The organism is Solirubrobacter ginsenosidimutans (assembly GCF_027587205.1).
Map to the genome: position 1 here is coordinate 13,286 of NZ_JAPDOD010000059.1, position 15,513 is coordinate 28,798.

Sequence of the window (15,513 nt, forward strand, 5' to 3'; positions counted from 1 at the left end):
CTGGTCCCGCTTTCAGTCAGTGTGGAGAGGGAGGGACAAAGTTGCTACGCAACGCAGCGGTCGTCGCAGGCATGTCGGTACTCGCGACCGTGCTCGTCTCAGCGACGACGGCGGTGGCCGCACCCGCGCCGCAGCTCGACGTCTACGTCGGGGACGTCCAACGTGACGCGCTCGGCAAGCTGGTCGACCTCGGTGTGGATCGCAGCGAGATCGATCTGTCCGCCGCCAAGGCGGGTGCCAAGGGCGCAGTCCACGTCGAGACGATCCTGAGCGGCGAGCAGGCGCAGGAGCTCGCGGACCAGGGCGTCACGATGACGCCGAAAGAGATCGACGGCCAGACCGTCACCCAGCGCGCGACCGCCAAGGCCGCCGCCGGACTCAACGTCTTCAAGAAGTACGGCGGCCCCGGCGGCATCAAAGAGGAGTACGCCCAAGTCGCCCGCCGGCATCCGCTGATCACCAAGCTCGTCACGATCGGCAAGACGACCAACGGGCAGGACATCATCGCGCTGAAGGTCAGCCTCGGCGCACCGCTGCTCAAGGACGGCGCCAAGCCCTCGACGCTGTACATGAGCGCCCAGCACGCCCGCGAGTGGATCACCCCGGAGATGAACCGGCGGCTGATGCACTACTACGTCGACGGCTACCTGCACAACCGGCAGGTGACGAACCTGATCAACACGACCGAGCTGTGGTTCGTTCCCGTGTCCAACCCGGACGGCTACGACTTCACGTTCGAGCCCGGCCAGCGGCTCTGGCGCAAGAACCTGCGCGACAACGACGGCAACGGCGTGATCGAGCCGGGCGACGGCGTGGACCCCAACCGCAACTACGCCTACAAGTGGGGCTACGACAACGAGGGCTCCTCGGACGATCCGGCCAGCGAGACGTTCCGCGGCCCCGGCCCGAACTCCGAGCCCGAGTCCAAGGCGATGGACAACCTGTTCAAGCGCGTCGGCGGCTTCACCGAGTTCATCAACTACCACTCGGCGGCGGAGCTGATCCTCTACGGCGTCGGCTGGCAGGTCAACACGCCCACGCCGGACGACCTGCTCGGCATCGCGATGTCCGGCGACGACGCGCATCCGGCCATCCCCGGCTATGACCCCGACATCTCGGCCGAGCTCTACACGACCAACGGCGAGGTCGACTCCTACTTCACCGAGAAGTACGGCTCCTTCGGCTTCACGCCGGAGATGTCGACCTGCACGGACGCCGCGAACTCAGTCCCCGACGACCAGTGGCTGGCCAAGGACTGCGGCTCGGACTTCGATTTCCCCGACGACGAGAAGCTCATCCAGGCCGAGTTCGAGAAGAACATCCCGTTCGCCCTGGCGACCGCCGAGTCGGCCAAGGATCCGGACGACCCGGTCTCCGCGGTCGGCCGCAAGGCCCCGGACTTCGAGGTCGATTCCTTCGACGTGTCCTACGGCGATCCGCAGACCGTCGCGGTGACGGCCAAGCGGGCGATCAAGCACCTCCAGCTCAACTACAAGATCAATAACGGCAAGACCAAGACCGCCAACGTTTCGGAGTGGAAGGGCGGCGAGAAGTACGGCGGCGACGAGAACGCCCACTACTACGCCGAGTTCCGCGGCGAGGTCAAGGGCACGCGCGTCGGCGACAAGGTCAAGGTCTGGTTCAGCGGCGAGAAGAAGGACGGCTGGCGCGACGACGACGTCTCCTCCGCCGCGTTCACCTACACCGTCAAGGGCATGGGCGCGAAGGTGCTCGTGATCGCCGACGAGGACCGCAACGGCGTCAACCCGACGTTCCCCAGCCCGCCCGGCGGCGGCCTGCAGTACGGCCAGCTGCATCTCGACGCGGTCCGCGCGGCCGGCTACAGCGCCGACCTGTGGAACACCGACACCCAGGGCGTCCCGCACGACCTCGGCGTGCTCAGCCACTACAAGGCGATCGTCTGGTACATGGGCGACAACCGCATCACCCAGGACCCGGAGGACTTCTTCACGGATACCCCCTTCGGACCGCTGCCCGACGTCTCGGTCGCCGAGCGCGAGCAGTACCTGACGATCGCGGTGCGTGACTTCCTCAACGAGGGCGGCAAGCTGATCAACGCCGCCGAGACCGCGCAGTTCTCCGGCCTGCCGGGCATCACCGACGTCGTCGGCGGCCTCTACTACGGCCTCAACGGCGCCCCCGACCAAGAGTGCGTCGTCACGTCCATCCAGGGCCTGTTCGACGAGTGCCTGCTGCTCGCCGACGACTTCCGCCAGTACTGGCTGGGTGGCTTCTCGCGCTTCAGCCTGGGCGGGCCGAACATCGTGGACGGCATCGCCAAACCGATCAACGGCTATCACGCGAACCTCGCCGGCACGCCGAGCAATGACCTCGACGAGGCGGGCGTCTTCCAGCCGACCAGCGAGGTGCTGCCGGTCGCCGAGTTCCCGCAGTTCAAGAGCCAGGGCGCGGCCTCCTACAACTTCACCGGGAGCCCGTTCTCGCCGGTGGAGGGCACGAAGTACGCGGGGGCGGTCCACCAGGACTCGTCCTACTTCCGCCTGACCAAGACGATCGCGGTGCCGGCGGCGGCGACGACCGCGCAGCTGCAGTTCCAGCTCTCCTACAACACCGAGCCGTCCTACGACAACGTGATCGTCGAGGCCCACACGGTGGGCGCCGACGACTGGACGACGCTCAAGGAGGCGTCCGGAAAGACGCAGACGAGCCCGCCGGCGGAGTGCACGGCCAACCCCGACGGCTTCCTGCTGCAACTGCACCCGTTCCTCAAGCACTACCTGGGTGGGACGAACAGCTGCGCCCAGCCGGGCAGCACCGGGACCTGGAACTCGTTCACGGGCTCCAGCGGCGGGTGGATCCCCGTCACGTTCGACCTCAGCGCCTACAAGGGCAAGTCGGTCGAGGTCTCGATCTCCTACGTGACCGATCCAGGCGGCGGCGGTGTCGGCGCCTTCGTGGATGACACCAAGGTCGTCATCGACGGCACGACGACGGCCGACGGGTTCGAGGGCGCGACGAGCACCTGGACTCCCGCCCCCGCACCCCCCGGCAGCCCGCAGAACGCGGGCGCCTGGGAGATCGCCGGCCAACTGGTGAACTTCTTCGCCGGTACGTCGACGGACGACACGCTGCTGCTGGGCTTCGGCCTCGAGCAGGTGGCCGCGCCCGCCGACCGGACGAAGCTGGTCAAGCAGGCGCTCGGCGGATTGGGCGTGCGTTAGAGCAAGGCCTTAGCCAACGCCGCGAAGTCCTCCAGCGGCTCGTCCCCATGGCCGAGCGGCTGGAGGCACACGTGGTCCGCGCCCGCCTCGAGGTGGGTGCGGACCGCGTCGGCGATCTGCTCGGGGGAGCCGTGCGGGATGACGGCGTCGATCAGGCGATCGGAGCCGCCGTTCTCCAGATCGCGCTCGGTGTAGCCGAACTTGCGCAGGTTGCCCGTGTAGTTGGAGAGCTGCAGGTAGGACGCGGCGTACGCGCGGGCGATCTCGCGCGCGGTCTCGGGGTCCTCCTCGACGACGACCGCGACCTCGGGGGCGACGAGGGCGTCCGCCCCCATCCGCTCGCGGGCGAAGCGGGTGTGCTGGGCGTCGATGAAGTACGGGTGGGTGCCGAGCGAGCGCTCCGCGGCGAGGTCGAGCATCCTCGGCCCGAGCGCGGCGGCCAGGCGCTGGTCCTTCGGGACCGGCGTCTCGGCGGCGTCGAGCCCGTCGAAGAACTCCCGCGTCGTCTTCAACGGGCGCTTGTAGTCGCTCGTCGCCTCGGGGTGGCCGATGCCGATGCCGAGCAGGAAGCGGTCCGGATGGTCGCTCGTGAGCTTGGCGTGGTCGCGCGCGACGTCCGCGGGATCGTGCTGCCAGACGTTGAGGATGCCGGTGATGACCGGGATGCGTTCTCCGGCCTCGACGTACGCCCGCGCCTGCTCGACCGACGGGCTCCCGCCGAGCCAGAACGCGCCGTATCCGAGCTGCTCGACCGCAGGGACTATGACGCGGGGGTCGCCCTTGCGACGGCTGTGCCAGATGCCGATTCGTCCGAGTTCCATTCCTCGATCGTCGCAGGATCGTCGGCTGGGCTCGGCGCGTCGCGCCGCAGCGCCAAGAACGCGCCCGCGACCCCCGCCGCGATCAGTAGCGGCATCAGCGGGAGGTTGTAGCGGGCTTGGGAGACGACGATCGTGTGGATCGCCGTCGAGAACGCGACCGTGAGGAGCACCGCGGCGAGCAGCGGATCGCGGCGGCGGATCACGCCCGCGATCAGACCGATCCCGGCGGCCAGGACGAGCAGGACCTGCCAGATGCGCATCGGCGTCGAGATGTAGTGCACGCCGCCGCCGCGGTAGTAGAAGAACCACATCCGCTTGGCCTTCGCCCACTGCATCTTCGCGAACGCGAACGGCTGCGTGGTCGAGTAGTGCAACAGGTTCTTCTTGGCCTCCCTGTTGAGCGCGACGTCGCGCGGGAGGTCCGGGTGCTTGGCAGCGAAGAGCTCGAGCGCGTCGGCGGCCGGGATCTTGTACGTCTTGATGCCGTTGTACTCGGGGTGCGCGGCCCGCAACTGGGCCTCGAGGTGCTCCTTCATCCCGATCGTCGTCCCGCCGCCGGGCAGGTAGGTGCCGACGAACAGCGCGGCCGCGCTGCCCTTCGTGACCGGGATGAAGCGACCCTCCTGGTTGGAGGCGTAGATCGTCCACGGCGCGAGGACGACGACGGCGGCGCCGGCCAGCACCGCGGGCGCGATCAGCGCCCGCCACGTGCGCGTCCGGATCAGCGCGATCAGCCCGCCGAGGCCGGCGATCAGGAACGGTACGGGCAGCAGGTCGGTGCGGGTGAGGATCGTCAGCCCCAGCAGCGCACCCGCCGCGGCGTACCACCACAGCCTTCGGCGTTTGAGCGCGAGCGCGAGCGCGACGAACGCCGCCAGCAGCAGGAACGCCCCCAGCGGCTCGGAGAGCTGGTCGCCGGTCGCGCCGATCAGCGGCGGGTAGGTCCCGACGATCAGGCCCGCGAGGAGCCCCGCCCACGGCCCGACGACGATCCACGCCAGCGCGATCGCGAGCGCGGTCGTCCCGGTCGTCAGCAGCGCCTGCTCCCAGTACGCCGAGCGGATGTCGTAGGTCTGCTTGTCGTGGGCCGTGCCGAAGAGCTTGTAGCCGACCGCGAAGAGCACCGGCGCGCCCGGCGGCCAGTGCAGCGGTTCCTTCATCTTCGTCGATGGGCTGCCGTAGTCGTGCTTGTCGACGATGTCGACCGCGAGCTTGCCGTAGGAGCGCTCGTCGGCGGACTGGTAGGCCGACCGCGGGTCGGCCGCGACGCGTGCGTTCAGGCCGAACGAGAGCAGCACGATCAGCCCGGCGAGGATGATGGGCAGACGCCGTTTCAAGCCCCCGAGGCTAGCCGCTCGGCCACTCGGACCGCCCGCGCGAGCCGTCACACAAAGATCTCAGCAACTACGCACCGTAGTCACATCCGGCGCGCGGGCGCTGCATAGCTTGGCGCGCGTGTTCACCGATACTCATCCCGCCTTAAGACACCTCACACCCCGCGTGCTGCTCGCCGCGGGCCTGACGATCGTGCTGCTCGTCGCGATCGCCGTCAATGCCGCCTCCCAGCAGGGCGGCGACACCCCGCCCGTGTTCGATCCGGAGAGCCCGCGCTTCACGCTGGCCATCGTCCCCGACACGCAGTACCTGCTCGACAACGAGCGCGGCGACTCCGAGCCCGTCAACGACGCATTCGACTGGATCGTCGCCAACCGCGCCAAGGAGAACATCGCCTTCGTCGCCGGCCTCGGCGACATCACGCAGGACGCGACCGCGGGCGAGATGGCGCGCGCCGACGCGGCCTACCAGCACCTCGACCGTGCGCACATGCCCTACAGCGCGCCGACCGGCAACCACGACATCCGCTCCGGCGACGACCAGCGCGGCGACACGCCGTACATCCGCACGTTCGGCCCCGACCGCTACAAGGACGACCCGACCTTCGGCGGCGCCTCCCCGGGCGGCTACAACACGTTCCACATCGTTCGCGCGGCAGGGCGCGAGTTCATGATCCTCGCGCTCGACTGGCGTCTCTCGAACACCGGCTACGCCTGGGCACAGTCGGTGCTCGACGCGCACCCGAAGATCCCGACGATCGTCACCACGCACGAGATCGTCAACAACGACACGGGCACGCCGCGGCTGTTGACCTACGGCCAGCAGCTGTGGGATCGCCTGATCCGCAAGAACGACCAGATCTTCCTCACGCTCAACGGCCACTACTGGCCGGTCGGGCGCATGACGATGAAGAACGACTTCGGCCACGACGTCCAGATGAACCTGGCCAACTACCAGGACAAGTACTACGGCGGCGCGGGCATGATCCGCACCTACGCGTTCGATCTGCGGCGCAAGACGGTCGACGTCTCGACGTTCTCGCCGTGGGTGATGCAGACCCCGATCGTCGACCGCACGCCGTTGATGGAGGAGATGATCGAGAAGACCGACGCGCAGAACCGCTTCAGCCTGCCGCTCGACCTCGACACCCGCTTCGGCACGGCCGCCGAGCCCGCCGAGGTCTCCACCGAGAAGCTGCTCGTCCCGGGCACCGTCGCGCTGTGGCGCCCGCAGAAGACCGACGCCGGCGGCGTCGCCGACCTCTCCGGCAACGGCAACGACCTGACGCCGGTCACGCTGGCGGGCGGCGGCACGCTCGACCTCGTCGACGACCACCGGACCGACGCACCGTCCAAGCAGAGCCTGAAGTTCACCGGCGGCACGAACCCGTCGCGCGGCACGTACCTGAAGACCGGCGACGCCGCCCCGCTCAACAAGATGACGTTCGAGCACGGCTACACGATCGAGGCCGTCTTCAAGCTCCCGGCCGGCTGCTGCCAGGTCAACGGCTGGATGGGCCTGCTCGGGCAGATGGGCACCGGCGCCGACCTCGGTCGTACGCAGGGCAACCCGCGCGAGCCCTCGATGCAGCTCGACCTCTCCCAGGCCGCCGAGCTGCAGTGGGCGATCTGGCCGCTCAACCGCGGCGACAACACCACCAGCTGGGGCCACCTGATGGACACCAACCGCTGGTCGCACGTCGCCGTCGTCAACGACGGCCGCTTCATCGACATGTACATCGACGGCTCTTTGAATCACCGCGTCCCGTCCACGGAGGCGATCGGCATGGGCAGCACCGGCCGCCCGTGGATGCTCGGCGCCTCGAACGAGAACAACATCATCTCGCAGACGTTCAATGGGCTGGTCGGTGACGTGCGCGTCGTCGACCGCCCGTTGCACCCGAGCCAGTTCCTGATCTCGCGCACGACCTCGACCGTGCAGGCCAAGACGGCCGTCCTCGACCGCGGCCGTCATGAGGTCGCCATCACGCTCGCCGGGGCCGAGTCCGCCGCCGGCACGATCGAGACCTCGCTGCTGGTCCCGTGGACGGGCCAGCGTGTGTCGCTCGGCACGCAGCCCTACAAGGTCGAGTCGGCCGCCGGCACCACGATCCGTCTGCCGCTCGGCGACGCCGACTACCGCGAGCTCGTCCAGGGCCGCGCCGAAGGCACCCGCGTCATGATCAAGGTCGACGGCGCCCGCGCGATGCTGCACCTCAGCGCGCCGGGCAACGAGGGCCAGGCTCCGACCACGACGGCGGCTCTGTCGCCCGCACCGGTCGGCGGCGAGTACGTCGACCCGACGGTCACGCTGACCGCGGTGAGCGCCGACGGCGCCGCCGTCGACCACACCGAGTACCGCATCGACGGCGGCGAGTGGACGGCCTACACGGCGCCGTTCGCGGTCAAGGTCGCCGGCGCCCACCTGCTCGAGTACCACTCCGTCGACAAGGCGGGCAACGTCGAGGAGCCGAAGCCGCTGACCTTCAGCGTCCACCTCCTTGCCACGCCCGTCGGCGGCACCGCGGGCGGCGACGTTCCCGCCACGCTCGCGCTGACGTTGGCCGCGCCGGCGAAGTTCGGGGCGTTCACGCCCGGCCTGGACAAGGCCTACACGGCCACGGCGTCCGCACAGGTGGTCTCGACCGCCGGCGACGCGGCGCTGTCCGTCGCCGATCCGAGCAGCACCGCTCCGGGCCACCTCGTCAACGGCGCGTTCTCACTCGCCGAGGCGCTCGAGGCGAAGGCGACGAGCACCGGCGGCACCGTCACGGGGGACTTCACGCCGCTGGGCGCGGGCGCGCTCGGACTGCTCACCTACGGCGGTCCGGTCTCCAATGACACGGTGGAGCTCTCGTTCCGCCAGAAGATCACCGCCGCCCAGCCGCTCCGCACCGGCGGCTACAGCAAGGCGCTGACCTTCACCCTCTCGACCACTACCCCTTAGTCGCGGGTGGGCGCGGCGCTGCGTGTCTGCGGCGCCGCGCCGGTGGGTCGAAAGTCAACTGCTCCGGTGAGGGAGGGGGCGGTTTCGGTGCACCCTCCGGGACTGGCTGCCGCGTTCCGCCCAGTGGCCGGGCTCCCACGCCCATGTGCCTCCGAGACTGACCGTCGAGCTACGGGCCACGGAGACAGAAAGGGCGTTCTCACGCACGCCGATCACCCGGATGCCGCGGTCTGCGAGGGGGTGGGGTCAAAAAACGTCCTGACAGGAAGCTTTTTGACCCCACCCCCATCAACGCGCCAGCTCGACCAGTGCGAACCTGATCGAAACCTGCGCACGGGCCCTCAAACGCGCACGGTCGACCACGGCGACCGGGACGAGTCGTGTGCGGGACACACTTTCAATGCCACGCCCGTAACTGCCGGTATCCCAGCACGGCACTTCGAGCCAGCAGAGCCGCGCCGCGCAGCGGACTCACGGCAGGCAGCAACGAAGGGCGCGCCACTCCCCTCCCCCCACCCGGCGCAGTTGATTTTCGGCCTTCGCCGCGCGCTAGTCCGTGGGCTCGTAGACGGCGGAGCGCTCCGCCCGGCTCCCGCCCGCGTCGAGATCGACGTACAGCTGCGCGATGCCCGAGCCGCCGAAGACGAAGCCGCTGACCTCGCCGAGGTCCCACACGTAGTGGCGCTTGCGCTGCCCGATCCTCGACGGCGGCCCCAGCGTCCGCCGGAGACTCGCCGGCGAAAGGCCGATCAGGGCATGCGAGTCGACCGCCGCGTGCGCTTGGTCGCGCATGGCGCCGCCGTCGCGCGTGGCCGTGGCCGCGCGGAACGCCGCGCCGCTGAACTCGGTCTCGGCGAACACGTCGCTCGTGGCGACGAGGTGCGCGCACAGCGCCGCCACGGCGAGTAGACCGAGCGTGGCGACGATCGCCGTCGCGCGGCGCGTCCCGGCGATGACCTGACGCCCCGTCACGGGCGCAACCCTAGTCCACAGGGAGGAGCACCGGACCGGCGCTCCTCCCCAATGGACGTCTATTCGGTGGTCACCGCGCGCAGCACGTCGACCTTCGACGCGCGGCGCGCGGGTGGGATCGAGGCCACGACGCCCGCGATCGCCGCGAGGATGAAGAACGTGATCAGCGACCCGATCGGGAGCACGAACACGAAGCCCTCGTCGGCCAGGGGCCGCGAGACGATCAGCGAGAACACGATCCCGAGCACGGTGCCGAGGATCGCGCCGATCCCCGCGGTGATCACCGACTCGATCGTCACCATCCGCCGGACCTGCCAGCGGCTCATGCCGACCGCGCGGAGCATGCCGAGCTCGCGCGTGCGCTCGTGCACGGAGAGCGCGAGCGTGTTGACGATGCCCAGCAGGGCGACGATCACCGACAGCGCGAGCAGGGCGAAGACGAGGCCGAGCAGCTGGTTGACCGCCGCGGCCTGCTTGTCCTTGAACTGATCGATGGTCAGCGCGTCGGTCTGCGGGAAGGCCTTCAGCGCGGCGTCGGCGCTGCGGGCGAGCTTGTCCGGGTCGGTCCCCTCGACGGCCGCCGCCGCCGCGAACGCGAGGTTCTTGGAGTCCCACTGCGACGCCAGCGTCTGCGCGGTGAGGATGACGGACGAGGTCAGGCCCGCCTGGTTCTTGAAGGTGCCGGCGATCTTGTAGGTCGCGGTCTTGCCGAGCGGAGTGGTGAACGAGATGTTCTGGCCCACGGCCTTGTCGTGCGACTTGGCCCAGTTGAAGTCGACGAGCGCCTGCGAGTCGGTCAGGCCGCTCAGCGAGCCCGCGTCCCCGTGGTCCCACTTCAGCTTCAGGACCGAGCCGATCGTTGCCGGGTCGACCCCGGTCACGGCCTCGTTGGAGCCGTCGAAGACGCCGGTGGAGAAGCGCACCGCGGATACGTCCTCGATGCCTGGCACCGAGGCCACGGCATCGGCCGCTTTCTGCGGGATCGGCGAGAAGCCGTCCTGGTTCTGCACGATCAGCGCGGCCGTGACCTGGTCGTCGATCGTCTTGTCGACCGACCCGCGGATGCCCGCGGCGAACACGGTGACGAGGACGACCAGCGCCAGGCCGACCATCAGCGCCGCGGCGGTGACCGCCGTGCGCTGCGGCTGGCGGATCGCGTTCTCACGCGCGAGCTTGCCGGGCAGGTTGCCCGCCATCGGCGCGCCGAGGACCCGCGCGAGCGGCTGCACGAGCAGCGGCGCCAGGAACGCGACGCCGAACATCATCAGGATCGCGCCGAGGCCGAGCAGCGACGCGGCGGCGGAGGTCGCGTCGATCCCGCCGAAGAGCCCGAAGAAGAGCGCGAGCAGGCCCAGGCCCATCAAGGCGATCGAGCCGATCACGCGGCGGCGGCGCAGGTGGCCGACCCCCGGTAGGACCGCGTCGCGCATCGCCGTGACCGGCTCCACGCGGGTCGCGCGGCGCGCCGGCACGAAGCCGGACACCATCGTCGCGAGGACGCCGATGATCAGGCCGATGATGACCGTGCTCGGCGAGATCACCAGGCCGGTCGTGCCGAGGTCGATCCCGAACGCCTTCAGCATCGCCGCCAGCGCGGGCGCGAGCGCGATGCCGACGAGCACGCCGAGGATCGACGCGATCACCCCGACCGCGAACGTCTCGATCAGCACCGAGCGCAGGATCTGCCGGCGCGAAGCGCCCAGCACCCGCAGCAGCGCGAACTCCTTCGTCCGCTGCGCGACGGTCACCGTGAACGTGTTGAAGATCAGGAATCCGCCCACGAGCAGCGCGACGGCGGCGAACACCAGCAGCGCCGTCCGGATGAAGCCGAGCGCGTCTGAGAGGTCCTGCGCCTGCTGCTCGGCGGCCTCCTTGCCGGTGCGCACGTTGAAGTCGCTCCCGAGCTCCTTCTTCAGGGCGGCCTTGACCGTGTCCGGCGAGTTGGAGCCGGTGGAGACCGAGATCGAGTCGTAGCCGTCGTGCCCGGTCATCCGCTGCGCCTCGGGCAGCGTCATGACCACGAGCTTCGCCCCGGCGAGATTGTCCTTGCCGTCGAGCGTCGCGACGCCGGAGACCTTGTACTGCTTCGCGGGGGCGTCGGAGGTCACGGTGACCGTGTCACCGACCTTGAAGCCGTACTTCTTCGATGTCCCGCGGTCGATCGCGACCTCGTCGGCGGACTGCGGGGCGCCGCCGCTCGGGTACTCCAGCGACTGGAAGATCTTCTCCTGCGACGCCGAGACGATCAGCGTCGGCGGGCCGTTGGAGGTGATCGGCTTGCCGTCCTTGTCCAGCAGCGTGCCGTCGGAGCTGACGCTGCCCTCGGCGACCTTGACGCCCGGGGTCGCCTTGACCTTCGGGAGCGTGTCGGAGGGCATCGTCGGCGGAGACGAGAAGTCGGCCTTGACCGCCTGGTGGGCCTCGACGTCGACGTCGACGCCCTGCGCGGTGCGCTCGAAGAGGTTCTTGAACGAGGCGTCGATCGTGTCGGTGAAGACCAGCGTGCCGACCACGAAGGCGACGCCGATGACGACCGCGAACCCCGTCAGGACCGACCGTAGCTTGCGCGACAGCAGGCCCTTCAAAGCGAGCTTGGTCATGCCGTCACCGCCTCGTGGGTCCCAGGGCCACGCGTGTGGGCCCTCGCTTTCCGGTTGCCTGGGTCGGTCAACTACGCCACGGCCTTCATGAGGTCGAGGACGCCCTCGGCGTCGGTGCCGGCGCCGTCGTGGACGACCACGCCGTCCCGGAGCACCACGATCCGGTCCGCGACCGCCGCGGCCTGCGCGTCGTGCGTGACCATGATCACCGTCTGGTCGAACTCGTCGACCGCCTGGCGCAGCAGCCCCAGCACCTCCTCGGAGGAGTGCGAGTCGAGGTTGCCGGTCGGTTCGTCGGCGAACAGTACGGCGGGCCGGTGCACGAGCGCGCGCGCCACCGCGACGCGCTGCTGCTGGCCGCCGGAGAGCTCCGCCGGCCGGTGCGAGAGCCGGTCGCGCAGCCCCACGGTGTCGATCAGCTGGTTCAGCCACGCCTCGTCCGGCGAGCGGCCCGCCAGCGTCAGCGGCAGGGTGATGTTCTCCTCGGCGGTCAGCACCGGGACGAGGTTGAACGCCTGGAAGACGAAGCCGAGGCGGTCGCGCCGCAGCTTCGTCAGGCGCTTGTCGTCGAGGCCTGCCAGCTCCTGCCCGTCGATCACCACGGAGCCTGACGTGGGCTTGTCGAGCCCCGCCAGCAGGTGCATCAGCGTCGACTTCCCGGAGCCCGACGGGCCCATGATCGCCGTGAACTGGCCGGCGGGGAAGGACAGCGTCACACCGGCGAGCGCGTGGACCGCGGTCTCGCCTTCGCCGTAGGTACGGCGCAGGTCGGCCGTCGAAACGATGTTCATAGTGGGAAGCATCGTCGCTGAAAGGGCAGCCGCGTGTGCGGCTGCCTCGTTAAACCCGGGTAGGGCTAGCTGGAGCGCATGTACGCCAGGACGGCGAGCACGCGGCGGTGATCGACGACCGTGGGCGCCAGGTCGAGCTTGGAGAAGATCGACGTGACGTGCTTCTCCACGGCGCGCTCGGTCACGACCAGCGCCTCGGCGATGGCGGCGTTGGAGCGGCCCTCGGCCATCAGGCCCAGCACCTCGCGCTCGCGGGCGGTCAGGCCCTCGAGCGGGTCCTCGCGGCGGCGGCGGCCGAGCAGCAGCGCGACGACCTCCGGGTCCAGCGCCGAGCCGCCGCCGGCGACGCGGCGCACGGCGTCGGTGAAGGTGTCCACGTCCGCGACGCGGTCCTTGAGCAGGTAGCCGGTGCTCTCGGTGGACTCCGACAGCAGATCCAGCGCGTAGGCCTCTTCGACATACTGGGAGAGGACGAGCACGCCCGTGCCCGGGTACTCGGCGCGGATCTTGCGGGCCGCGCGCAGCCCCTCGTCGGTGTGGCTCGGCGGCATGCGGACGTCGATCACGGCGACGTCGGGCTTGTGGGCGCCGACCTTGCGGATCAGGTCCTCGGCGTCGCCGGCCTGGCCCGCGACCTCGAAGCCGGAGTCCTCCAGCAGGCGCACGAGACCCTCGCGCAACAGCACGGAATCCTCGGCGACGACGACCTTCAGTGGGGAATCGGAAGTACTCATACGGGAATCTCCGCTCGGAGAGTAGTGCCCGACCCGGGTGGAGAGTCGAGTGCCAGGGAACCGTCCAGTGCGCCGACACGATCGGCGAGGCCGCGCAGACCCGACCCTCGGTCAGGATCCGCGCCGCCCACACCATCGTCTCGTATTTCGACGCATGCGTGGCCGTTGATTCTGCGGACGGCCACCGTAGCCGCGTTGGCGTTGGCGTATTTGGCGACGTTGGTGAGCGCTTCGGCGATGACGAAGTACGCCGCGGCCTCGACCGGCTCGGGCAGCCGCTCGCCCGGGACCTCGACGACCTGCACGGGCAGCGGGGAGCGGACCGCGAGCGCCTCGACGGCGGCCCGCAGGCCCCGGTCCGAGAGCACCGCGGGGTGGATGCCGCGGGCGAGCTCGCGCAGCTCCTCCAGCGCGCGGGTGAGCTCCTCCCCCGCCGCGCCGATCATCTCCACCGCCGTCTCGGGCGACTTGTCGATCTGCTTCTGGGCCATGCGCAAGGAGATCGAGAGGGCGACGAGCCGCTGCTGGGCGCCGTCGTGCAGGTTGCGCTCCAGCCGCCGGCGCTCCTGCAGGCCGGCCTCCACGATGCGGGCGCGCGAGCGCCGCAGGGCGGCCTCCAGGCGCTCTGAGCGCATCGCCAGGCCGGCGGCGGCCGCGACGGTGCTCAGGACCTCGGGCTCCGCGCGCAGGCTGCGGTCGTGCACGATCGCGCCCACGCGCTGACCCTCGAGCTCGACCGCCGTCCACGCGCGGTCGGAGGGGATCTGGGCGGCCTGGCCGTCGCGCTTGACCCATCCGCCCTCGACCCAATAGAGGACCTGGAGGCCGGGATCGTCGAGCGCCTCGGCCAGCAGGCCGCGCAGGCCGTCCGTGCCCGGGGCCTCGCCGAGGCGCACGAGCAGCGCGCCGACGGCATCGGCGTGCGCGACACGGCTGCGGAGCAGCCCGAAGAGGAAGGTGAACGGGACCGAGGCGAAGACGATCTGGCCGAGCAGCATCAGGACGGCCGCGACGTCGTCCTCGTCGCCGGCGACCGTCTGCGCGCCGATCGAACCCGCGACGAGGATCATCAGCACGATCCCCGACCACAAGAGCGGCGCAAGGGTGCGCCGGCGAGCGGGGCTCGCGGCGCGCCAGCGGGCCGCGAGGACGTAGACGAGGTAGGCGACGAGCGCGACCGCGGTGCCGGTGGTGATCGCATCCAGCACCGTCCCGGCAGTCGGGTCGTCGGAGACCTGGAAGATCGAGCGCGGGCAGCCGCTGCAGTGCGCCTCGAAACCGAACATCAGAAATGGCGCGGGCCCGACGATCGCGATCACATACGCCGCGGCGATCAAGCGCCGGTGCGCCGGGCGCCTGACGCGGCCCTCGGGGTAGGCGACCAGCAGGTGCACGAAGGCCGCGAGATAGAGGTTCACGCCGAGCACGGCGACGGTGAAGACCGCGGGGGTGTCGGCGGCGACGAACGCGCTGAGCAGCCAGGCGAAGCCGGTCCAGGTCATCAGCGCGCCGATCCGGTTCTGCGGGCGCCGCGCCCACGCGTAGAGGCCGGTGCCGATCCACGCGGCCCCGATCCCGAGCAGGATCGTGACCGTCAGCCCACGGTGGTCGAGGTGATCGGACGCAACGATGACGGCTGCGCCGAGCAGGCCGAGGGCGAGACCCGCGAGCGCCAGCAGAGCCAGCGCGCGGGTGAGGGGCTTCACACCAAGAGCTCCTGGACGCGCTCGCCCGACAGTTCGGCTTTCGGGACGAACCCGCGGGCGCCTGAGCGGCTCACGAGCGGGCCGAAGTCCGAGGAGTCGCGGCTGGAGACGAGGATCACGGCCGGCGAGTCCGGTCTCCCGGTGATGCGGGCCGCGACGTCGAAGCCGTCGATGTCGGGGAGTTGCACGTCCAGCAGCACGAGCTGGGGCCTGAGGCGACAGGTCTCTTCGACCGCGCTGGCCCCGTCCACCGCCTCGCCGATGACGTTGAAGCCCTCGCTCTCGAGCAGCACGCGAGCGCTGGCCCGAAAGGACGGGTGGTCGTCGACGATAAGGACGGTGCAGTCCACAGGTTCGATTCTCGTTACCGCGAGTAGGGGTTCACATACGGCTGGCCGTACAACA

General features: G+C 70.0%; 10 protein-coding genes. 2 read left to right on the forward strand and 8 right to left on the reverse strand.

All coding sequences use genetic code 11. The annotated features are described in order from the left end of the window. Positions 1-71 precede the first annotated feature (71 nt). Positions 72-3,203: a M14 family metallopeptidase gene (locus tag OM076_RS37950; RefSeq protein WP_270045395.1), complete on the forward strand. Its 3,132-nt coding sequence runs from the start codon at positions 72-74 to the stop codon at positions 3,201-3,203. Here OM076_RS37950 and OM076_RS37955 read toward each other — a convergent pair. Both OM076_RS37955 and OM076_RS37960 read right to left on the reverse strand, forming a co-directional pair. Then, entirely contained in the window at positions 3,200-4,024 is an 825-nt protein-coding gene (locus tag OM076_RS37955) for a TIGR03620 family F420-dependent LLM class oxidoreductase (RefSeq protein WP_270045396.1), read from the reverse strand. The genes OM076_RS37950 and OM076_RS37955 overlap by 4 nt on opposite strands. Next, a complete protein-coding gene (locus OM076_RS37960) occupies positions 3,964-5,361 on the reverse strand; it encodes an ArnT family glycosyltransferase (protein ID WP_270045397.1) in 1,398 nt (465 codons plus the stop codon). The genes OM076_RS37955 and OM076_RS37960 overlap by 61 nt, the downstream gene beginning before the upstream one ends. A 163-nt stretch (positions 5,362-5,524) precedes the next feature. On the opposite strand from OM076_RS37960, the gene OM076_RS37965 reads away from it, so the two are divergent. Next, the gene (locus OM076_RS37965) at positions 5,525-8,305 is read left to right on the forward strand and encodes an OmpL47-type beta-barrel domain-containing protein (protein WP_270045398.1); all 2,781 of its coding nucleotides are present in this window, start codon (positions 5,525-5,527) and stop codon (positions 8,303-8,305) included. 549 nt (positions 8,306-8,854) lie between these two features. Here OM076_RS37965 and OM076_RS37970 read toward each other — a convergent pair. From OM076_RS37970 to OM076_RS37995, 6 genes are all read right to left on the reverse strand, one after another. Then, entirely contained in the window at positions 8,855-9,277 is a 423-nt protein-coding gene (locus OM076_RS37970; protein ID WP_270045399.1) for a hypothetical protein, read from the reverse strand. A 59-nt stretch (positions 9,278-9,336) separates the two neighbouring features. Next, positions 9,337-11,877, reverse strand: a complete 2,541-nt coding sequence (locus OM076_RS37975) for an ABC transporter permease (protein ID WP_270045400.1) — start codon at positions 11,875-11,877, stop codon at positions 9,337-9,339. Positions 11,878-11,948: 71 nt separating this feature from the next. Next, complete coding sequence (locus OM076_RS37980) at positions 11,949-12,668, reverse strand: ABC transporter ATP-binding protein (protein ID WP_270045401.1); 720 nt, start codon at positions 12,666-12,668, stop codon at positions 11,949-11,951. A gap of 65 nt (positions 12,669-12,733) precedes the next feature. Continuing rightward, positions 12,734-13,402, reverse strand: coding sequence for a response regulator transcription factor (locus OM076_RS37985; protein ID WP_270045402.1), 669 nt, complete (start codon positions 13,400-13,402; stop codon positions 12,734-12,736). Beyond that, positions 13,399-15,108, reverse strand: a complete 1,710-nt coding sequence (locus OM076_RS46550) for a sensor histidine kinase (RefSeq protein WP_270045403.1) — start codon at positions 15,106-15,108, stop codon at positions 13,399-13,401. The genes OM076_RS37985 and OM076_RS46550 overlap by 4 nt, the downstream gene beginning before the upstream one ends. Next, on the reverse strand, positions 15,105-15,458 hold the full coding sequence (locus OM076_RS37995) for a response regulator (RefSeq protein ID WP_270045404.1): 354 nt from the start codon (positions 15,456-15,458) through the stop codon (positions 15,105-15,107). Before OM076_RS37995 ends, OM076_RS46550 begins: the two co-directional genes overlap by 4 nt. Positions 15,459-15,513 lie beyond the last annotated feature (55 nt).

What these genes read in the sequence shown, in the direction of transcription:
- OM076_RS37980 (WP_270045401.1), bottom strand. Translation starts at nt 12,668, where the DNA reads ATGAACATCGTTTCGACGGCCGACCTGCGCCGTACCTACGGCGAAGGC.
- OM076_RS37955 (WP_270045396.1), bottom strand. Translation starts at nt 4,024, where the DNA reads ATGGAACTCGGACGAATCGGCATCTGGCACAGCCGTCGCAAGGGCGAC.
- OM076_RS37985 (WP_270045402.1), bottom strand. Translation starts at nt 13,402, where the DNA reads ATGAGTACTTCCGATTCCCCACTGAAGGTCGTCGTCGCCGAGGATTCC.
- OM076_RS37975 (WP_270045400.1), bottom strand. Translation starts at nt 11,877, where the DNA reads ATGACCAAGCTCGCTTTGAAGGGCCTGCTGTCGCGCAAGCTACGGTCG.
- OM076_RS37950 (WP_270045395.1), top strand. Translation starts at nt 72, where the DNA reads ATGTCGGTACTCGCGACCGTGCTCGTCTCAGCGACGACGGCGGTGGCC.